Origin of the sequence: Halobellus litoreus (genome assembly GCF_024464595.1) — an archaeon.
Lineage (GTDB): Archaea > Halobacteriota > Halobacteria > Halobacteriales > Haloferacaceae > Haloquadratum > Haloquadratum litoreum.
The window spans coordinates 469,069-488,505 of record NZ_JANHAW010000002.1 but is presented as its reverse complement, the minus strand read 5'-3'; the positions used below and the strand labels follow the sequence as shown (position 1 = coordinate 488,505).

Below are 19,437 nucleotides of genomic sequence, written 5' to 3'. Positions count from 1 at the left end.
GGCCTGATAGTCGCGAGGCCAACGATCGGCAGGAGCACCGCGGCAGGGAGCGTTCGGACCGTCGATCGCGTATGTAGCTTCGTGTACCATCAGCTCGCCGTGTCTCCTCCCGATTGGGATCGGATCGGCGGCTTTCTCGGACCCGTGGGACGACTCCCGTGTGCCCGATGCTCTCGTCCGGCGTCGACGGATCCCGTACTATTCGTCCTCGTCACTGCTCGCCGCAGACTCGCCGAGCGGCGTCCAGCGAGTCACTCCGTGGTGCAGGCTGAGGTTCCCCTCTCGCCAGCGAATATACGATAGGAGCAACAGGCCACCGACGGCCGCAAAGACCACGTGGACGAGCCCCTCCTCGCCGACCCACCGGTCCGGACCGACGAGATCGAGGACGACGAGTTCGGGGCCGCTCTGTGAGACGCCGAGCCCGAACAACCCCATCGTGTAGTTGTAGAACGTATGAAACCCGATCGGGACCGCGAGTTCGCCGGTGAGGACGTACACCCCACCGAGCACCACTCCGGCCAACAGATAGTAACCGTACTGACTGAGGTGCTCGACTTTTCCACCGTGGAGAGCTGCGAAGACGAGTGAACTGAGGAGGAGGGCGAGGAGAACCGTCGACCACCGTTCGAGGAACCGCTCGCCCCCTTCTGCGAGGTTTTTCAGCATCGTCGCCCGGAAGACGAACTCCTCCCACGCGGCGGCGACGGAGACGAGCGCGAACGCCACGAGCGTGGCCGGGACGAACGGGAGGACGCCCGGTGCGTGTGCGTATCCGACGATAGAAACCCAGCCGGCACGAAGGGACACGGCGAGTGCGCCAGCGTTGACGACCGTCCCGACGATTCCGCCGACGGCGAGCGAACGCCACCACCCTCGATCGGCTGACAGACCGTATTCTGTGATCGGTCGCCGGTCGACCGCTCGCGCGCTGACGACGATCCCGGCGACGAGGATTCCGGCGAGTCCGACCAGTTCGAGTAGTTCTCGGACTGGATGCTCGAACCGCGCTCTGACAGCCGTCTGGAAGATCCCGAGAGCGAGAAACGTTCCAACGAGCGGGAGCAGCGCTCGCAACGGTGCACGGAGGCGGTTGTGGGTGTCGTTCCAGACCGGCCACGTCATCCGTTTCCACGCCCATCGTAAGCGCTCCCAAATCGTCCGATCAGTCGTCTGCGACGGGGACATACTCCGACGGAGCAGCGATGTCGCCGTAGCATCCCAGGACCGGCTTCCGGGCCGGAAGCCGCAAGATCCTTTTTTCACCCTCGGTCACACGTCTCAGATATGGACGAGGACGGCGACGACGAGATCCTTGCGCTGCTCGACGACGAGTACGCGCGGGCCATCCTCGCCGAACTCACCACCGAACCGATGTCAGTCTCCGAACTCTGTGCGGCGTGTGATATGTCCGATCCGACGGCGTACCGCCGTCTCGATAGACTAGCGGCGGCTGACCTCGTCGCCGAACAGCAAGAGATCGACCCGGAGGGTCACCACTACAAGCGCTACGTGGCGACCGTCGGCGAGGTGACCGTCACGTTCGACGACGGTTCGTACGACGTCGCCATCACCGAGACGTCGGAACACCCGGCCGACCGATTCACCGACCTGTTCGAGGGGTTGTCCTGAGATGCTGCACGTCTTGCTCCAGCTTCGTTCCTCGTCGTCCGATCCGCTGCTAGGACTCGGTGTCGTCGTCCTCGCACTGCTCTCGATCGCGCTATCGGTGACGATCGCGCTGGTGCTGGTTCGCGGATACCGTCGCGGACCGGGCCGCCCGGGGATGTTGTACCTGGCGGTGGGTCTGACCCTGCTCACGACCGTGCCCGAACTCTTGCGGATCGGCCTGCCGACGATCACCGCTGTCGGTGCCGTCGGTCGGTCGCTCCTCGTGAGCGGGTGCGAACTCTCGGGGTTGGGAGCCGTACTCTGGGCCGTTTACGGCGGTGGTTCGCAGTGACTCCTGCCGGTCCCCTCGTCGGGGCGGTCTCTCCCGACAGCATCGCGTTGGCAACGCGCGCACTGACGGCCGTCGTCGGACTCTTCGTCGCGATACTGGCGTATCGAGGGTTCGAGCGCAACGATGCGCCGCAGATGCGCTCGCTCGCCATCGGGGTGGGGCTGTTGACTACCGGCGTCTTTCTCACTGTCACCGTGGTCAGCGGCTTCGGCGTCGGGGCGGGCATCGTCCTGTTCGCACGGGGAGTGGTAACTGTTGCCGGGCTGTGTGCCGTGTTGTTCGCGCTGCTCTCGGAGTGAATCTCTGTAACCGCTACCGGCGGGCAGTTCGACGGGGTGTTCCTACCGTGCCGATTCGGCAGCGCCCGTCCGGTTCGGTTCCGGATCGAGTCCGTCTCTCCAGGTTCCGTTCGAGAGCCGTGTCGCGACGTCGTAGTCTCGGCGGAAAGCTTTTCTCCGAACGTGGGCCATCAGTCACTATGTCAGAGCCCTCCGCGTTCGAGTCCAGAGCCTATGACATCTCGACGGTCGATCTCGACGACGACCGATACGAGGTCAAACAGTCCGCCATCCGGAACAAGTACGTCGTCCGGGACAGCGCCGGCAACGTCGTCCTGCGAGGGAAGCAAAAACTGTTCAAGATGAAAGAGGAGTTCCCGTTCGTCACCGGCGACGGCGAGGACGCGTTCTCCGTGAAGGCAGGCGGCATTATGGACATCGCCGGGAACTACGCCATCACGGACGCCGGCACCGGTGAGGAGATCGTCGTCCTCGACGAAGACCTCTCGCTATTCGTGGAAAATTGGACGGTTCGAGACCCGGATACCGGCGAGTCGCTGGCGACTATTCGATCGAAGAACAAGCTCCTCTCGGCGCTCCGGCACCTCATCTCCGTCGCGAACCTCGTCCCGAACAAATACGAGATATTCGACGCCGACGGCAACCACGTCGGCGACATCGAGGGGCAGTTCTCCCTGCGGGACACGTACACGGTCAGCATCGACGACGCCAGCAACGTCCCGAAGGAAGCGGTGATCGCCGCCGCGTGCATCCTCGACGCCCTCGAAAACCAGTGAGATGGCGGTCCAAAACCGCAGCGACGCGGGTCCTCGTTGAATTGCGGAGATGACAGACGACACCGATACCGCGTCCTCGGACGCGGACAGCGAGGAGCGCGGCACGTTGGACAGGATCGTCGACGTGGTTCTCGAAATCCTCGATCTGTTTTGAACCACCCGAGGGCGAACACTCATCCTGCGGCTTCGTAGTCTGAGAGGAGACGAACCGGCGTCTTTCGATGGCTCAGTTTGCGCCCATCCACCGCGGACTGGGTCGGAATCCGTGAGCGGACCGGACGGAGAGACGCCGCCGGTTCCGAGCCGGGGCACTCTCAGGACGCGCAAACGAGGAATCTGACCGAGCGCGTCACGGTCGCGCTCCCGCCGGCAGCGCGAACCTCGCGAGGCGGGACGCGGCGACGTTGAGAGCTCCGGCCGAGAGTCCGACGATCGCTCCGACGACCGCGGAAAGCGCGGTCCCGATGAGCAGTATCAGGAGTACCGAAATCGGTTGTATCGACCCGAGGAGGGCCGACGGAACGACGGTGACCAGCAACACGGTCAGGAGAAAGACGGTGCCGGCGACGCCGCCCGCGGCGACGCTGCGGAGTGCGAGGGTTCGGGCCGACGCCCGGAGTACCGCCGCATCGGCCAGCACCCATCGGACGGCGGCGACGAAGAGAAGCCACACGTACAGGAACGCAGCCACCCCGACGACGGTGTTCAGTCCGGAGAGGAGTTCGCCCAGGACTCCGCTCGCGTGCGCCGCGATGACACCGACGAGGACGAACAGCGAGGTGTCGAACGTCGCCAGCGTCCACGTCGTGAGCGTCGGCGTTCGCTCACCCATGAGCCAGCACCTCGGCGAGGGCGACGATCACGACGAGGAGCACGGCGGTTACCCCATAGAGACGACCGAGGTGTCGGTGGAGGGCCGCCGGGGGCGCTGGGGCGTCCGTGGGATCGGTGGTGTCCGCGGGGTCGGTAGCGTCCGTGCTGTCCGCGACGTCCGTCCGCTCTCCGGCGTGAACGAGACTCAGTGTCCGGACGGCCGAGACGCACAGCACCGCGACGACGAGCGAGAGTTTCACCGTGAGCGTCCTGCCCCAATCCGTCGCCGGCCCGGGAACTCCGAGCGATCCGAGATTTCCGACGCCAGTCAGAACCAGGACGCCGAGCGCGGCCCAGAAGACCCACTCGTACCGTCTGGCAAGCGCCAGGTCGCCGATCGGTTCGTCACGGAAGCCGTACCAGCCGGCGGCCGTGCCGCCGACGGCGAGGACCATCGCCAGGACGTGGAGGGTCCGAATCGTAAGGGGGACAACTTGCGACAGGGACATCGGATCCCCCATCGCGCCCGAGAGCTAAAAGACACCGCCGTTCTGGAAAGCCGCTCTTTGAGTAGCCGGAGACTGTCGACACGAGGATGATGAAGGCCTCGAAAGCCCCAGAAGCGGTTCACCGGTTGGCGATCAGGTGACTACCCACGACCAGGGCGATTCACTCAAAATTTTTCAACGTGCGGTCGGTTCTCCGGGGTGTGCCCTCCAGATCGCTCCCGCTGTACCTCGGAATGATTGCCGCCGTCCTCGGGTTAGCACTCCTCACCGTCGGGTTTCTTATCGGTGTCTGGGGCGTGTTCTACGGCGTCCTCGCGGCTTTCGGTGCGGGGTCACCCGAGTACGTCGCCACTGGGATCGCCGCGCTGACGCTCCTAGCTATCGGGCTCTTCGAGTACAAACAGCTCGATTCGATCGAACGCGTCGCGGACGCCCGCCGCGTCGACAGTGCGGACGCGCCGACGTTGTACGAAACCGCCACCAGAGTAGCGGCGCAACTCGACGTTCCGGTGCCAACGATCGCGATCTCCGACCGGCGCGCCCCGGAGGCACTCGCCGTCGGATTCCGGCCGGGGAACGTGCACCTCGTACTGTCCCGCGGGACGCTCGACGCACTCCAGGGGACCGAGGAACTGGAAGCCGTCGTCGCTCACGAACTCGCACACGTCAAGAACCGCGACGCGATGGTGATGACGGCCGTGTCGCTCCCCGTCGTTCTCGCCGAGGGACTGCGATCCCGAGTCGCCGCTGTCGACGACCCGGGATGGGCCGCTATCGTCATCGTCCCGCTCGCCGCCGTCTCGACGGTCGTCGGGACGGTGGGACGAGCCATCACGGCTCGGCTCTCGCGAGTCAGAGAGCGCGCCGCGGACCGCACGGCGGCGACGGTGACCGGCTCTCCCGCGGCCCTGGCCAGCGCTCTCAAGCGGTTGGACGAGGACATCGCCGACACTCCGACCCGGGACTTGCGGGACGCTTCTGGGGTGTCGTCGCTGTCGATCCTGCCGCTCGAACCGGCGGAGCTCGAAAAGGTGATGCTCGGCCCGGAGGGCGAGACGGAGCCCTCCTACTGGTGGCTCCGAACGCGACTCCACCGACTCGAACGCTGGCTCTTTCGGACGCACCCGCCGACCGAGGAACGGATCGAGACGCTCTCCGCCGCCGAGTACGAGCAAGAGACGTCGGCGTGACGCCGAGAGTTCGTGCCCGGTTCGAGCAGTGAGCGGAAACGACCGAAAAAACCGCGGAGTCGATCGCGCCAAAGGATACAATCTCGTTTTGAGACTACGCGTGACCTAAGACGGTCAGCGCTCACGTCCCTGTATGGTCGCAGTCCTCCCCGCATTCAGAGACGGATCGAACGCCCTCCGTTCGAACCCGATCCTGTTCGTCGCCGGGTTGTTGTTAGCCGGCGGCTCCCAGTTACAACGCGTCGGCGAGTTCGTCGAATCACCGCCCCTCGAAGTCGGTGCGTCGCTGGCGTGGGTACTTCTGTTCCCGTTTCTCCTCGGCGGGTTCATCGGGATGGCTCGCGCCGCCCTGGAAGGCAGTGACGCGTCGCTCACTCACTTCGTATCTGCCGGACGGAGATACTACCGCCGTCTGCTCTTCGCGACGATCCTGTTCGTGCTCCTCGTGGTCGCGGCGTTTCTCGTGCTGAGTATGTTCGGGTTCATCACCGGGTTCGGGGGCGCCCTGGCGCTCGGCGCGATCGACGAAAGGGCCGCCTTCGCCGCCGCCGTCGCCGTCTCCCTCGTCTGGCTGGCGCTCCTGCTCGGGGTGATTATGTTCCTCCAGTTCTACGACACGGCGATCGTGATCGAGGACACGGGCGTGACGGAGGCCTTTCGGCGGAGCGTTCACCTCGTCCGATCGAATCTGAAGGGCGTCGTCGGCTTCTCGGTCGTCTGGGTGCTGCTTTTGAACCTCTTTCTCGTCCCCGAGTATCTGGTCGAACTGCTGTTGACCGACGCCGATGCGACGACGGTGTTGCCGGTCGACGTCGGGATCCCGGTGCAGGTGCTGCTCCCCATCGGGGCGGTCCTCTCCGCGGTCGGATTCGCGTACTTCTACACCGTCTACACCGCGTTCTACGTGCGATTGATCCGAAACGAGCCGACCGACCGCGACGCAGCGTAAGCGCGGTCGCACCCCAAACCACTTCACCGATTTCCCAGTAGAGACGAATGAACTCAGAAGTCCACCCCCCACAACTATGGCACGACTCCTCCCGACGCAGACGGACGCCTCGGTCGAACGGTCCGGCGAGCCCGCCGTACTCACGCTCGACGACGACACCACGCGCGACGCTATCGAGGCGCTCTCCTCGGAGACCGCCTACGAGATCTTCCGGCTGCTCAACGAGACGCCGGCGACGCCAGCCAGGATCGCCGATCACCTCGATCAGAGCCTCCAGAACAGCCACTACCACCTCCGCAATCTCGAAGCGGCCGGACTGATCGAAGTGACGGACACGTGTTACTCGGAGAAGGGACGGGAGATGAACGTCTACGTCGTCGCCGACGACCCGACGCTGCTCTTCCTCGGCACCGAGAACGATCGACCAACTCTCAAACGAGCGTTCAAGTCGTTCGCGTCGCTGCTCGGCCCGCCCTCGATACTGCTCGCGATCGGCGAATCGATCTCGCGTCTGTTCACCGGCGAGTGAGGATGAGCCGGTATCGCGAGTCGCACACCCGAAACGATTCTACGGCCCGCGCTCGAACCCGGGAGCACGTGCCACCGACGATCAGAGCGCGAGCGGACACCGATGGATGCGGCTGTCTCGAATGCCGGGACATCGAGACGGTCACCACGCGTCGAACCGTCCTCGACGCACTCCTGTGGTCCGTTCGACTGTTCCGATCCCACCCCTCGGTCGTCGCACTCGGAGTCGTCGTCGTCCTCGCGAGACGACTTCTCGAAGCGAACGGCATCCACGGGCTTCCGACGCCCGCCGTGGGCGGGCTCGAAGCAGTGACGACGTTCGCGTTCGTGGTCCTGCTTCGCGCCTACGTGGCGACGATCGCCGCGGGCGAACTGACGGGCACGCCGGTCACCGTTCGGGGCGGGCTCCGCAGAAGCCTTGCCCGCGTCCCCGCGTTCATCGGGATGGGGGTTTTGATCCTGCTCGCGATGCTGACGGTCCCGTTCGTGTTGTCGCTGCCGCTTTTCGCGCTGCTCGCCATCACGGGCGGGGCACCGATCGAGACCTTCGGGTTTCCGCTCGTCGCCGCGGTCGGCGGTATCAGTTTCGCCGTCCCGTTCCTGTTTCTCCTCTTCAGGTTCTGGTTCGCGCCGGAAGCGTGCGTCGTCGGCCGGTACGGACCGATCGAATCACTCCGGATCAGCTGGCGGATCACGACGAACTACCGGGCGAAGCTCCTCCTGATCGTCCTGCTCGCGCTGGGAAGCGCCCTCAGCGTCTTCGTGGTCGGCGCTTCCCCGGACGGCGGACTCGTTACGGTCGGTCCACTATTCGAGGCCCTCTCTGCGAGTCTGGGCGAGTTCCTCTCGCTCCTGTGGGCCAGTGCGTACGCCCATCTGTACGTACAGGGTGTCGTCGACGTTTGAATGCGTACGGACAGTGTGTCGTCGAGGCCTGAGTACTCGAAGGAGTAGGAGCACCGGGAGGAAGGGTTACGCCGCACCGAGCGCCTCGGTGAGCGCTCGGAGCTGTCCCCACCCATTCTGCCAGAGTGCCTTCGGGAAGCCCCGTCGCGCTCCGTCGAGCGCCTCCGCGAGTGCACTCGCGGCGTCCTCGAACACGCCGGTGCCGTGTCCCACGAGGATCCGTCGGGGAGTCACCCCGTCAAACGCGTCACGCGGAGGGGTGAGACGACACAAGAGATACGTTCCGAGTCGTTCGTCGCCGACGGTGTAGAGCGGGGCCGTGCCGAGTGCGTCCGGGACGTACAGCGTCCCGTCCGCCTCGCGGTACGCGATCGCTTCGCTCCACCCGGGGAACGGCGCATAGCGGCGGACCGCGAAGCCCGAGGATCCGATCGTGTCTGTGACCGTTCTCACCGGACGCTCGATTCGGTCTGCGGCCCGAGAGAGCCACGACGGGAGGTAGATGGGAACGTCGTACCGCGTCGCGAACGCCTCCGCATCGCGAGCGTGGTAGTTCGAGAGCACGACGACGCCGGTCACCGTCCCCAGCGAGTCGAGCACGTCATCGACGCCGGGCGCTTCGAGCGGATCCACGACCCAGACACCGTCGTCCTCGTCGACGAACGCGTGACTCGCTCGTACACCCGTCTCTTCCGGATGCGACACCCACCCGAGGCCGCCGTCCCAGCGATCGACGACGACACACTCCTCGGCGGGGGTTCGGTCGTACATCGTCATCGTCAACGCTCGGCGTAGCGGGCTTCCGACCCCCTGGACCCGGAGGGATTGATTCGTTCACTCGCCATCGCACGGCGGACGGTCAGTTCACGTGGATGCGTGGAGGGCATATCGCCGGCTATTGTCCGCCCTGAAATAAATCACTGGGTGGCCGGCCGCCGACGCCGGCCGTTCGACCCGCGTCCGACGTCTCTCCGCGCTCCCCCTGGGACTCGAACGGGCCGAGCGGTGCTTTTTGCGACCTGTTCACACAAAATTTGGTTTCATTCTCCAAGAGACCTATGACCTCCGCCGAGAGAGTTCGTCGCTGTCGCTATGGATCTGCAAGAGTTCACTGAAGCGAACGCTCCTGTCGAAGGGAGCGATGGATTCCAGAAGGAGAACAACCGGCTGCTCGACGTCCCGCTCGACGGGACGGTGATGGTGAAGGCCGGTTCGATGATCGCGTACACCGGCGAGATAACCTTCACGGGCAAGTCGTCCGCAGAGGGCGGCATCACCGGATTCGTCAAGGAGGCGGTGAGCGGCGAGGGAACGCCGATTATGAGAGCGGAGGGCAACGGGCACCTCTACGTGGCCGAGAAGGGCAAGAAGATCCAGGTGCTCGAACTCGACGAGGGCGAATCGATATCGGTCAACGGAAACGACGTCCTCGCGTTCGAGTCGAGCATCGAGTACGAGATCAACACCGTCAGCAGCCTCTCGGGGATGGCCGCCGGCGGTCTGACCAACGTCTACCTCACCGGCCCCGGAGAACTCGCGATCACGACGCACGGCGATCCGATCGTGATGACGCCGCCCGTCTTCACCGACCCGGACGCCACCGTCGCCTGGAGCGCCGACCTCTCGCCGTCGTTCGAGATGAACAAGAAGTTCGAGATCGGGCAGACCTCCGGCGAGTCTATCCAGATGGAGTTCACGGGATCCGAGGGGTTCGTCGTCGTCCAGCCCCACGAAGAGGGGTCGGTCACGCAGAGTCAGAATCAGTAGCCGAGCCGAACGGAATCGCAGCGCGAGCGGCCGACGGACCGAAGAGACGTAAAAACCGCCGGATCAATACGGCACCACATCCACGGGAACAGTGGACCTACTCCGACGTATGATGACGCAAGCCCCCCGATCGTCCCGCGGGGAAGCCCCGCGAGACCGAGAGCGAACGACGACCGTGTCGCTGGCGGCGGACCGCCGACTCACGTACGCGGCGTACGGACCGGCGGGCGGCACCCCGGTGGTGTTTCTCCACGGAACGCCGGGGTCCCGCCGACTTGGGGAACTGTTCGAGGCGGCCGCACGGGAGCACGGGATTCGGATCCTCGCGCCCGACCGCCCCGGGTACGGCCGGTCGTCGCCGTGGCCGGAGCGATCGGTCCGGGACGCCGAACGCTTCGTCGCCCCGGTGCTCGACGACGTCGGCGTCGACACGGCGGGCCTCGTCGCGTTCTCGGGCGGCGCACCGTACGCGTTCGCCGCCGCAGCAACGCGTCCGGACCGGATCGAGCGGGTCGACGTCGTCGCCGGGGCTCCCCCGCCCGAGTTCGTCGACGAGACGCCCGCGGTACAGCGCCTCCTCCGCGGGATGGCGACGACGACGCCTGCGCTCCTCCGCGGAGCGTTCCGCGCGCAGGCGTGGCTCGCGCGACGCCGCGACCCGTCGTTCGTCCTGGCCCAGTACACTACGGGAGACACGGCGGCGACAGTTCCCGAGCGAGCGGCCGAAATGGTCCGCGAGGACTTCCTCGAAGCGGTCGCCCACCACCGCAGCGGCGTGGTGACCGAGTTCGGACACGCCGGATCCGACTGGGGCGTAGACCTGGGAGAGATCGGCGCGGACGTGAGGCTGTGGCACGGCGAACGGGACACCAACGTTCCGATCTCGGGCGTTCGGCGCTTCGCGTCGAGCCTCCCGGCCGCGGAACTGCGGGTGTTCGACGACGCCGATCACCTGCGGACGCTGCTCCGCTCGGTCCCCGAGATTCTGGCGGAGCACCAATGAGGAGAGCTATTCGGGGCCGTCCAGCGTCGCGAGCGGTCCGAGGCGACGACTCGCGGGACGCACGCCGGTGGGTCGGCGTCGATTCGGGGTCTGCGATCGGAGACAGGAAGTGATATGCCGACCGCCCGAACACCGTTCGACGACGGAATGAAACGCGTTCAGTTCTCGGCCAGGTACCCCGAGGACCTCCTGCACCCGCTGCACCGGCGGCTCGTCGACGCCGGACCGATCACCCGCGCCGAGTTGCTGCAGTGGAGTCCCACGGCCGACGCGACGACGCTGTTCTGGTTCGACGGCAGCCCGGACGCGACGGCGGACGCCGTCCGCGCAATCGACTCGCTCGGGGTGAGCGCCTTCGTCGAGGACGTCGAGGGGACGTACGCGTTCCTCCGGCAGGACGACTACGAGTTCGCGCCGGCGCTCCTGGGCGCGATCTCGGACGCCCGCGTGATCTTCGTTCCGCCGGTCGTCTTCCTGGAGGCGGGCTCGGTGCGGTTCGAGGCGGTCGGGGAGGCGGCGGCGCTCAGTGCATTCCACGAAGCGCTGTCCGATCTCGCCGACGTCGACATCGAGCGAGTCCGCCGGTTCGAGCGGGCGGAATCGCCGTCCGGACTCACCGATAGGCAGCAGACGGCGCTGGAGACGGCGGTCGAAGCGGGGTACTACGAGGTCCCCCGCGAGGGCACTATCGCGGACGTCGCCGCGTCCCTCGACTGCTCGACGAGCACGGCCGGCGAACTGGTGCGGAAGGCCGAGGCCGCGGTGATTCGAGAGTACGCGCAGACGGACTGACGGGTCGTGGGCGGACGACGAACCGCGATGGACTGACCGTCTGGGGCAGAGCGGCGGAACGAGGCGGGTCGATTGACCGAGGCGGCCCCGCTACGCCGTCGGACTCGCGTCTTCGAGAGCGCGGTAGAAGGCGACCGAATAGGTGGCGTAGAACCCGCCCAGAATCGCGATCGCGACCACGTAGACCGCGCCGGCTCCGATCAACAGCGGCAGCGAGGGCTCCGGCAGCGGGAACGGTGTCGGTTGCGAGGACACCAGCAGCGAGGCGACGCCGCCGATGCCGCCGAAGACGACGCTGCCGACGAGCAGCAGCAGCGAGTACGCGAGAACCTGCAGGAGGTTCCGACGGACGAGGCCGACGCTCCGCGTGAAGCCCGCGACGATCCCCGCGTCCCGCAGGACGATCGCGTGGGCGTAAAACTGGATGAAGAACGCGACGAGGAAGTACGCGAGCACGAAGAGTCCGCCGACGATCGCGAACACCCCCACCCCTACCGTCCGAGGCGCGCCCCCAGCCGCAAGGAGGCCCGCGCCCCCGAAAATCGCCGCGAAGAACGCCACGAGTCCGACGGTGAAGTTCACCGCGAGTACGGCCAGATACGCGACGAGGAGGCTGACGTAGTTGGACGTCCCCTCGGTGACGAGCGTGTCGAGGCCCGTGGTGCCCGATAGCGCCTCGTCGGCCATCCCGATGATACCGCCCTGGAAAAACGGTGCAACCACGATCAACACGCCGGTCAGCGCGAGCGACACGAGCGCCGCCAGTAGCGGCTGTGCGGTCTGGAGCGCCAGTTGCGGCAGCTGAATCAGTCCGAAGACGGCGACCACGGCGGCGAGTATCGGGTTTCGTGCCAGTGCACCGGCGGCTGGACGGAGGGACTTCAGGGCGGCCATACGTATCGACTCGCCGCCAGGAACGGTAAACCTTGGTCCCGTCGGCTTCGGAGGGAGGAACAGACGCGATGGGATTTTGACGGTGGCAGTGTAAGGGGGGGTATGGCGGAGATCGACGCCGACGACATCCTGCCCAACGACCGCGTCCAGCAGTCCGTCCGCGACGGAGAGATCACCCAGTTGACCCGCGGGGCGAGCAACCGGTACGCGAGCGAGGGCGACACCTTCGAGATCGACGGCGAGGCGTTCGAGGTGACGAGCGTCGAGCGGCGGACGCTCGGCGAGTTCACCGACGCCGACGCGCGGCGCGAGGGATCGGAGTCGCTCGCGGCGTACAAGGAGCGAATGAAGCGAGTCCACCCGGGCGACTTCGAGTGGGACGACAGCGACGAGGTGCTGACCTACCGGTTCGCACGGAGCGAGTGACCACTGCGCCGGGGGTCTCCAGTCCGTCGGTGAACGGCGGCGCGCGACGCCCGCCGCTCGGCCGGTTTCTCACGCGATGCCGAGTCCCCCAGTGACGAGACGAACGCCCACGAGGGTCAGCAGTCCGAGCACGAGGGCCCGTCGGGGGCGCTCGCCGACCGCCGATCGGAGGCGCTTGCCGACTGCGACGCCCGCGACGGCGGGAACGACCGCGAGGAGGGAGGCGCCGGCGACGGCCGCGCTCGGGTAGAGTCCGAAGGCGGCCGCGATAGCGACCCGAATCCCGTTCAGTCCGAGGAACACCAGCGCGACGACGCCGACGAACAGGCCGTGCGAGAGATCGAAGCTCCGGAGGTACGCGATCAGTTGCACGCCGACGTTGGTGCCGCCGAACAGGAGGCCCGAGACGCCGCCGACGACGGCCATCGCCAGCGGCGTCTGCCCGACCTCGCTGTCGCTGAGGGTCAACCACGCCGGGAGCGGGACCCGCTGTTGGGCGACGAGCACGAACCCCAGCGAGAGGATCCCGAGGCCGACGCGGAGCGGTGCCTCGGGCAGGCTCTCGAGGACGGCCATCCCGACGACGGTTCCGACCAGCGCGGCAGCGATCAGCGGCCAGAAGCGGCGACTGCAGGTCCGTAGCTCCCGCGGGGAGAGGTCGCGCACCAGCGAGACGTTGACCGCGAGGATCGGGACGATCATGAACACGACGGACGTCGCCGGATCGATCACGGTCGCGAGCGCCATCGTGCCGACGACGGCGAACCCGAACCCGGCCAGGCCGTTCGTGGCTCCGGCGACGACGACGACGAGCGTCACCGCCGCGACCAGCGTCCACGTGAGCGTTACCATCTGTCGTCGGTGTCCTCCATTCGTCGATCGACCTGCCCTCGCGTTCGCGCCGTTCGAAAATAGTGGTTCCGTTGTCGACGGCGCAACCGGTTCGCGCCGTACCCGGACGGCTGTCCTCTCTCACCGACGATCGAAATACCGAGGGAGCGATCGCCGGCACGTAGCGACACCCGTCCGTTTCAGAACGTGATGATCTCGTAATCGTCGTCGACCAGCGAGCGGATGCTCGGGTGGCCGTCGTGGTCGTCGAGCGTCACGACGCCGGCGTCGGCGACGGCGTCCGCGACGCCGAATGCGCCGGAGCAGAAGTCACATACCGAGGCGTTCTCGCGGACGGCCCGATAGAGTCCGTGGTAATCGCTGTCCTCGTCTTCGAGCTCCGGGATCCACTGGGTCCCCGCGCCGTCGAAGATGAGTTCGACCTCGTCGCCCTCGGTCTCGGCGAACTCCTTCGCGGTCTCGAGTCCGTTCACGACTCGACCGACGTTTGCGTGTCCCTCCGTGCCTGCCAGAATTATGATCGCTGCTTTCGTCATCCGCTCTCTGCTACTCTCGGGTGCATCAAAAGCTCACGCGAACGAACCGGTAACGGAGTTACACGCGCGTAACCGGAAATCAGTGGTCGTGTCGGTGTCCGCCGCCACCGCGGGTGAACTGCCCGGAGAACGCCCGCTGGACGACCTCCGGTAACGCCGGGTGGACGTGGACGGCCTCGCGGACGTCCCGGACGGTCCCCGATCCGGATTTCATCGCGACGACGACCTCCTGGATCAGCGAGGACGCCTCCGGACCGATGACGTGACAGCCCAGAATCTCGCCCTCCAGGTCGATCAGCACCTTCACGAACCCCTCGGCCTTCATCGCGTCGCCGCGGGCGGTGTCCCCGTAGCGGTAGGTGTTCGTCGCGTACTCGCGCTCGGCGGCGCGGAGGTCGCTCTCCGAGGCACCGACGCCCGCGACTTCCGGCGACGCGAAGACGGCGAACGGCATCGCGCTGTAATCGACCGGTTCCGGCTCGTTGCCGAAGACGTTTCGCGCGACGGCCCGCGCCTCGTGGTTGGCGCTGTGTTTGAGCAGGTACTCGCCGACGATGTCGCCGAGCGCCCACACGCCCTCGGCGGTCGTTCGCAGGTACTCGTCGGTCTCGACGAACCCCCGCGCGTCCGTCTCGACGCAGGCCGCGTCGAGGTTCAGCGTGTCGGTGTTGGGCACCCGCCCCGCGGCGACGAGCAGTTCGTCGCCGGTCACCATCACGGGATCCGCGTCTTCGACGATGCCGCCGTCGTCGCCGTACTGGTACGGCCGCGCCTCGACGGTCACGTATCCGTCATCTTCCGAGACAGCGGTGGCGGCGTGGCCCGTGTGAACGGTGAAGCGATCGGCGTAGCGTTCGGTGAACGCCTCGGCGACCTCCGCGTCGGCCTCGGGCAGGAGGTTCGGGCGGCGACCGACGACCGTCACCTCGCTCCCGAACGTCCCGAAGAAGTGCCCGAGTTCGGCCGCGATGTACCCGCCGCCGACGATCACCAGGTGCTCGGGCGGCGTCTCCAGTTGCAGGGCCTCGGTACTGGTCAGGAACTCCACGTCGTCGATGCCGTCAATGGGCGGGACCGACGGACGGGTGCCGGCGGCGATCAGGACGGTGTCCGCGCGGAGGCGCGCCCCGTCGTCTTCCCCGCCCGACACCTCGACGGTCCGGTCGTCGACGAACCGCCCCTCGCCCTCGAACAGTTCGTGCTGCGACGACGAGCGAAGGCCGCTGCGGATGGACTCGGAGTCGGCCTCGACCTCCTCGTTCACCTCGCGGACGATGTCGGCGAAGCCGACGCCGTCGACGGTCGCGTCGATGTGGAACTCGTCGGCGCGCTCGATCGTCTCGAGGACGTCCGCGTGGTACAGCAGGTGCTTCGAGGGGATGCAGCCCCGGTTGAGACACGTTCCGCCGAGCGGTCCCTTCTCGACGACGGCGACGGACTGTCCCTGATTGGCCGCGACGTTCGCCACGTCGAGTCCAGAACCAGAACCGATGACCAGAAAGTCGAACTCCTGCATACGGTCACACTCGGCGCGCCGGGTAATGAATGTGGAAGCTACCCGACGGTAATCCGGTTCAGAGATCCAACCGCCGTGGCGTCGGGAGTGCGGTTCTCCGGTCGGCCGTCTCAGTCGTAAGTGTGGAAGTCGACCGCCTGTTCGAGCAAGTCGTCGGGTATTCCTGGGACCTCCTCGGAGCGGACCGGCCCCGCCTCCTCGACGACGTCCGGGTCCCGGGGGAAGTCCCGGAGCCCGAAGTGGATCGAGATGCCGGCCTTCGCGCCGTCCGCCAGGGCGATCGGGACCTGGTTGTGCCCGGGCGTCAGGTCGCCGACCGCGTACACCTCCTCGACGGAGGTCTGTCCGTGGTCGTCGACGGCGACGGTGCCGTCGTCGTTGCGGTCGCAGCCGAGTTCTCGCGCGAGGCCGTTGTTGTACTCCGCGCCGTACATCGCGAACCCGCCCTTGTACTCGCGGACCGACCCGTCCTCGAACTCCAGGGCCTTCAGCCAGCCGTCCTCGCCGTTCTGCACGCCGGAAACGTCCTCGTGAATCACGTCGATGGGGTGGTTTCTCAACATCTGATCCGTCTCGTCGCTCCACTCGGGGTCGTCCCCGCGGGTGAGCAGGTCGACCTCGTCGGTGAAGTTCAGCATAATCGCGGCGACGTGGGCCGCACTCTCGGAGTGGCCCATCACGTACACCGACTCGTCGACGAACATATGGGCGTCGCAGTGCAGACAGTAGTGGAGACCGCGGCCGGTCCGGGGGAGCGGCGGCTCCGGCCGCACGTCGTTGAACCCCGTCGCGAGCACGACGTACTGCGCCCGGTAGTTTGCACTGTTTCCGCACAGCTCGACCGCGTCGTCCTCGGTCCGGTGACAGGAGGTGAGCATATCTCGGTGGAGGTCACAGCCGTACTCCTCGAGCTGTTCCTTCCCGACGCCGAGGAACTCGTTCCCGCTCGTCTCCTCTCGAACCCCGATGAGGTTGTGCACCTCTTGCATCATCGCGGCGCGTCCGCCGCCGCGGTCGACCAGCGCCGTCTGGTGTCCGAGACGGGTGCTGTAGAGCGCCGCGGTCTGTCCGGCCGGCCCACCGCCGACGACGACGACTTCGTACTCCTCGGTAGGGAGGTCCTCCGTCATACGCTGTCAGTCAGCGGCAATATAAAAAAGCGTGTCTCCGGTTGGCAAGTACGCTTCACACTCGATCCGATCGCGAACGGGCGGACAAGGCCAGTCGGGCGTCGCTACCGGTCACCCCCGTCGGTACAGCAGGCTCAGCGTTGCGATCATCCCCGCCTCGGCCAGTTTCGAGGCCGCGGCCCAGGCGTCACCAGTGATGTGGACCACGACGTTCTCGACGGGTGAGAGACCGTGAAACAGCGGCTCGCGGCCGGGGAGGAACCCGCCGTGACCGGTGAAGTGCCAGGCGAAGTATCCGAGGAAGTACGTCGCGGCGAGCAGGACGCCGGCGGCGTAGTAGGGTCGGCGGTTCGGCGCGTTCCGGCTCAGCGAGAGTCCGACGAACAGCCCCGTCGCCGAGAGCACGAACGCCACGGGACGGGGGTCGAACGCGAGCGCGGCCGGGTTCGCGGTCAGCGCGCTCGCCAGCCCGAGTATCCCGTGATCGGGATGGAACAGGTGGATGCCCGCGACGAGCGCGGTGAATACCGCGCCGCCGTAGGACAGCCACCTCGTCGAATCGGATCCCGATACCATCGCCGGTGTCGAACCGTCTGTCGCGCCCATTACGTTGTGTGGTCTCTGTTCCGGTATTTGAACGTACGCGGCTGTTGTAGCGCGCGCACACAGTCGAGACGGGCCTATGACCGACGGACGGCTACTCGCTCGGCGGTTCCGTCCGGACGGCAGACTCAGGTTCCGGCGAACGAATCCGGGCCGTGTGCGTCCTGCCAGGCGAACGCGAACAGCCGCCGCGCGGGGACCCGGTCCAGCCACCGCCCGTCGGAGCTCCGCCCCGTGGTCGGGTCCCACGTCGCACCGTCGCCGCGGACCGTCCCCGGGGAGGTCTCGAAGGCGAATCCCGGATCCTCGAAGACCCCGCCGCGTCCGTCCGCGGCGAACACCACCACGTCGAGACCGCCCACCGAATCTGTGACGACGCCCCCGACGGCTTCGAGATGATCGATCGGATAGCCTACCGCCTCGTCGTCGCGTTCGACGCCGAGAACGACCGTTTTCGCGTCCACGTCCTTTCGGTCCCAAGTCCGCTTTCGGCCCTCGCCGCGCATCCCGTAGAGGCCGAACTCGTCGCTCCGGGCGTAGCGCTCGTACGGTCCCATATCGTACGAGCGTATGTCGTAGGCGTCCCGGGCGGATCGGCCGGGCTCCGCCTCGCCCCCGCGGACCGGCTGGAGGACCACGCCGTCGGGGTACTCCGCCGCGAAGCGCTCCCAGGTCGTGATCGGCGCCGCGAGCGTTCGTAGCCGTTCTCCCTCCAGTTCGCCGGCGATCGCCCTTCCGGTCGTCTGCTGCCACTCCGTGCCCGTCTCCCGGTCGTACATCACCAGGGCGTCGTCGGCGAGCTTTCCCGACGTCCCGAACGTCAGCGTCCGGCCGTCGACGGTCCGGTCGTAGACCGCCGCGCTCCAGCAGATCGGACACCAAGTCACGGCGATCGGTCGCCCGCCGACGGCGTCGTTGACGATCTCGTGGTAACTGAGGATCCGGACCGGGTACGCGCGCGCCGGCGACGCGTCGTCGACGACGATGACCTCGTCGTCGTCCTCGCCGACGTAACCCCGGCCGAACGTCGGGTCGTCGATACTCGGAATCGCGTCTCTCGGGAGGACGGATCTGACGTTCATACGTTAGAGTGACGACGGCTCACATCCCATCGGTACTGGCACTCCCGTCCCGGGTCATTATCACGCCGCTCACCAGCATCAGCGCGGCGAGAGCGACCATCCCGGCGTCCCACCCCATCCCGGCGGTCATCGGGCTGCCGCCCATCCCGCCGTTCATCCCCATCTGGCTCCCGCCCATCGCGCCGCCGTTCATCATCCCGGTCCCGAGGAGAGCCTGATTGAGGAGCATCACGAGCGAGTAGACGATCATCAGCGGACCGCTGGCGTCGCCGAGGCTGGCCGCGTAGCCGGTGAGCAGGATCGCGCCGTGGACGAGCACGACGACGCCGAGGAGGCCCATCAGCCACCCGCTCGTCGTCATCTGCGTCGCCATCGACGCGCTCCACAGCGAGTACAGGCCGGAGGCGAAGGCGATCGCCGCGCCGTAGAGTCTGGTATTTGATATCATACCGCTACGCACGCCCCCCGGGCCTAAAGACCCATCCCAACGGCGCGGAACCGAGCGCGGGTTCCGGCTCGTCCGATGTCGAGACGCGCTCGACGCTCGCCGGGCCGCGGTCGATGCCGCTACTCACAGTCCAGTTCGCAGTCGTAGGTTCGGCTGTATATCCAGTATCCCGCCGCGGTCGGCGGCATCGGCGACGCCTGGTCCATCGAGAGTTTCGGGTCCTTCTCCCGGTCGAGCGTCTCGACGAAGTGCCACGCCCCGTCCGGATCGGAGATGGTGATCCGGTACTGCCAGACGTCGATGCGCTCTGCGCCCACGTGGACGGCATAGGAATCGGGGATGACGTCCGCCCGTTCCGGTGTCGGGTCCGGGGCTGTCGCGCTCGTCTCCATAGCTCACGAAACGTGTCGAACGATAATGTCGCTACCGCGCGCCGCCTCCGGCCGTACACGTGA

25 protein-coding genes are annotated in these 19,437 nt (G+C 66.8%); 12 read left to right on the top strand and 13 right to left on the bottom strand.

Going from position 1 to position 19,437, the window contains the following annotated elements; genetic code table 11:
• Positions 1-198: 198 nt before the first annotated feature.
• Positions 199-1,125, bottom strand: a complete 927-nt coding sequence (locus NO360_RS09960) for a CPBP family intramembrane glutamic endopeptidase (RefSeq protein WP_256307657.1) — start codon at positions 1,123-1,125, stop codon at positions 199-201.
• A gap of 162 nt (positions 1,126-1,287) precedes the next feature.
• Between NO360_RS09960 and NO360_RS09955 the strand changes: the two genes are divergently transcribed.
• From NO360_RS09955 to NO360_RS09940, 4 genes are all read left to right on the top strand, one after another.
• Positions 1,288-1,632, top strand: a complete 345-nt coding sequence (locus NO360_RS09955; RefSeq protein ID WP_256307656.1) for an ArsR/SmtB family transcription factor — start codon at positions 1,288-1,290, stop codon at positions 1,630-1,632.
• A 1-nt stretch (position 1,633) separates the two neighbouring features.
• On the top strand, positions 1,634-1,963 hold the full coding sequence (locus NO360_RS09950; RefSeq protein ID WP_256307655.1) for a hypothetical protein: 330 nt from the start codon (positions 1,634-1,636) through the stop codon (positions 1,961-1,963).
• Positions 1,960-2,262 carry a DUF7521 family protein gene (locus NO360_RS09945; RefSeq protein WP_256307654.1) on the top strand — a complete coding sequence of 101 codons (303 nt, stop codon included), beginning with the start codon at positions 1,960-1,962 and terminating at the stop codon, positions 2,260-2,262. The genes NO360_RS09950 and NO360_RS09945 overlap by 4 nt, the downstream gene beginning before the upstream one ends.
• A 179-nt stretch (positions 2,263-2,441) precedes the next feature.
• On the top strand, positions 2,442-3,038 hold the full coding sequence (locus NO360_RS09940; RefSeq protein ID WP_256307653.1) for an LURP-one-related/scramblase family protein: 597 nt from the start codon (positions 2,442-2,444) through the stop codon (positions 3,036-3,038).
• Positions 3,039-3,387: 349 nt separating this feature from the next.
• On the opposite strand, the gene NO360_RS09935 is transcribed toward NO360_RS09940, so the two are convergent.
• Together NO360_RS09935 and NO360_RS09930 are read right to left on the bottom strand one after the other, a co-directional pair.
• Entirely contained in the window at positions 3,388-3,870 is a 483-nt protein-coding gene (locus NO360_RS09935) for a DUF7965 family protein (protein ID WP_256307652.1), read from the bottom strand.
• Positions 3,863-4,360 (bottom strand): CopD family protein, encoded by a 498-nt coding sequence (locus tag NO360_RS09930; RefSeq protein WP_256307651.1) that lies wholly within the window; start codon positions 4,358-4,360, stop codon positions 3,863-3,865. Before NO360_RS09930 ends, NO360_RS09935 begins: the two co-directional genes overlap by 8 nt.
• Before the next feature lie 233 nt (positions 4,361-4,593).
• Between NO360_RS09930 and NO360_RS09925 the strand changes: the two genes are divergently transcribed.
• The 4 genes from NO360_RS09925 to NO360_RS09910 all read left to right on the top strand — a co-directional run bounded on the left by NO360_RS09925 (position 4,594) and on the right by NO360_RS09910 (position 7,933).
• Complete coding sequence (locus NO360_RS09925) at positions 4,594-5,550, top strand: M48 family metalloprotease (RefSeq protein ID WP_305149198.1); 957 nt, start codon at positions 4,594-4,596, stop codon at positions 5,548-5,550.
• A 133-nt stretch (positions 5,551-5,683) separates the two neighbouring features.
• A complete protein-coding gene (locus tag NO360_RS09920) occupies positions 5,684-6,499 on the top strand; it encodes a DUF7847 domain-containing protein (protein WP_256307648.1) in 816 nt (271 codons plus the stop codon).
• Between the two features lie 76 nt (positions 6,500-6,575).
• Entirely contained in the window at positions 6,576-7,028 is a 453-nt protein-coding gene (locus NO360_RS09915; protein ID WP_256307647.1) for an ArsR/SmtB family transcription factor, read from the top strand.
• Positions 7,029-7,096: 68 nt separating this feature from the next.
• Entirely contained in the window at positions 7,097-7,933 is an 837-nt protein-coding gene (locus NO360_RS09910) for a DUF7847 domain-containing protein (protein WP_256307646.1), read from the top strand.
• Between the two features lie 66 nt (positions 7,934-7,999).
• Here the strand turns inward: NO360_RS09910 and NO360_RS09905 are convergent, their stop codons facing one another.
• Complete coding sequence (locus NO360_RS09905) at positions 8,000-8,710, bottom strand: hypothetical protein (protein ID WP_256307645.1); 711 nt, start codon at positions 8,708-8,710, stop codon at positions 8,000-8,002.
• A gap of 315 nt (positions 8,711-9,025) precedes the next feature.
• Here NO360_RS09905 and NO360_RS09900 point away from each other — a divergent pair, with 315 nt between their 5' ends.
• The 3 genes from NO360_RS09900 to NO360_RS09890 all read left to right on the top strand — a co-directional run bounded on the left by NO360_RS09900 (position 9,026) and on the right by NO360_RS09890 (position 11,495).
• Positions 9,026-9,700, top strand: coding sequence for an AIM24 family protein (locus NO360_RS09900; RefSeq protein ID WP_256307644.1), 675 nt, complete (start codon positions 9,026-9,028; stop codon positions 9,698-9,700).
• A 109-nt stretch (positions 9,701-9,809) separates the two neighbouring features.
• Positions 9,810-10,703, top strand: coding sequence for an alpha/beta fold hydrolase (locus NO360_RS09895; RefSeq protein WP_256307643.1), 894 nt, complete (start codon positions 9,810-9,812; stop codon positions 10,701-10,703).
• Between the two features lie 147 nt (positions 10,704-10,850).
• Positions 10,851-11,495: a helix-turn-helix domain-containing protein gene (locus tag NO360_RS09890; protein WP_256308515.1), complete on the top strand. Its 645-nt coding sequence runs from the start codon at positions 10,851-10,853 to the stop codon at positions 11,493-11,495.
• A gap of 90 nt (positions 11,496-11,585) precedes the next feature.
• Here NO360_RS09890 and NO360_RS09885 read toward each other — a convergent pair whose 3' ends face one another.
• Positions 11,586-12,389: a DUF7847 domain-containing protein gene (locus NO360_RS09885; protein WP_256307642.1), complete on the bottom strand. Its 804-nt coding sequence runs from the start codon at positions 12,387-12,389 to the stop codon at positions 11,586-11,588.
• A gap of 102 nt (positions 12,390-12,491) precedes the next feature.
• On the opposite strand from NO360_RS09885, the gene NO360_RS09880 reads away from it, so the two are divergent.
• Positions 12,492-12,815, top strand: a complete 324-nt coding sequence (locus NO360_RS09880; RefSeq protein WP_256307641.1) for an ASCH domain-containing protein — start codon at positions 12,492-12,494, stop codon at positions 12,813-12,815.
• 69 nt (positions 12,816-12,884) lie between these two features.
• Here the strand turns inward: NO360_RS09880 and NO360_RS09875 are convergent, their stop codons facing one another.
• The 8 genes from NO360_RS09875 to NO360_RS09840 all read right to left on the bottom strand — a co-directional run bounded on the left by NO360_RS09875 (position 12,885) and on the right by NO360_RS09840 (position 19,374).
• The gene (locus NO360_RS09875) at positions 12,885-13,667 is read right to left on the bottom strand and encodes a sulfite exporter TauE/SafE family protein (RefSeq protein ID WP_256307640.1); all 783 of its coding nucleotides are present in this window, start codon (positions 13,665-13,667) and stop codon (positions 12,885-12,887) included.
• 179 nt (positions 13,668-13,846) lie between these two features.
• Positions 13,847-14,203, bottom strand: coding sequence for a hypothetical protein (locus NO360_RS09870; protein ID WP_256307639.1), 357 nt, complete (start codon positions 14,201-14,203; stop codon positions 13,847-13,849).
• Positions 14,204-14,282: 79 nt separating this feature from the next.
• The gene (locus NO360_RS09865) at positions 14,283-15,719 is read right to left on the bottom strand and encodes a dihydrolipoyl dehydrogenase (RefSeq protein WP_256307638.1); all 1,437 of its coding nucleotides are present in this window, start codon (positions 15,717-15,719) and stop codon (positions 14,283-14,285) included.
• 110 nt (positions 15,720-15,829) lie between these two features.
• Positions 15,830-16,849, bottom strand: coding sequence for an NAD(P)/FAD-dependent oxidoreductase (locus NO360_RS09860; RefSeq protein WP_256307637.1), 1,020 nt, complete (start codon positions 16,847-16,849; stop codon positions 15,830-15,832).
• Positions 16,850-16,960: 111 nt separating this feature from the next.
• Entirely contained in the window at positions 16,961-17,455 is a 495-nt protein-coding gene (locus NO360_RS09855) for a hypothetical protein (protein ID WP_256307635.1), read from the bottom strand.
• A gap of 125 nt (positions 17,456-17,580) precedes the next feature.
• On the bottom strand, positions 17,581-18,534 hold the full coding sequence (locus tag NO360_RS09850) for a DUF3179 domain-containing protein (RefSeq protein ID WP_256307634.1): 954 nt from the start codon (positions 18,532-18,534) through the stop codon (positions 17,581-17,583).
• A gap of 19 nt (positions 18,535-18,553) precedes the next feature.
• Positions 18,554-18,982, bottom strand: coding sequence for a hypothetical protein (locus NO360_RS09845; protein WP_256307633.1), 429 nt, complete (start codon positions 18,980-18,982; stop codon positions 18,554-18,556).
• A 119-nt stretch (positions 18,983-19,101) separates the two neighbouring features.
• Entirely contained in the window at positions 19,102-19,374 is a 273-nt protein-coding gene (locus NO360_RS09840; RefSeq protein WP_256307632.1) for a hypothetical protein, read from the bottom strand.
• Positions 19,375-19,437 lie beyond the last annotated feature (63 nt).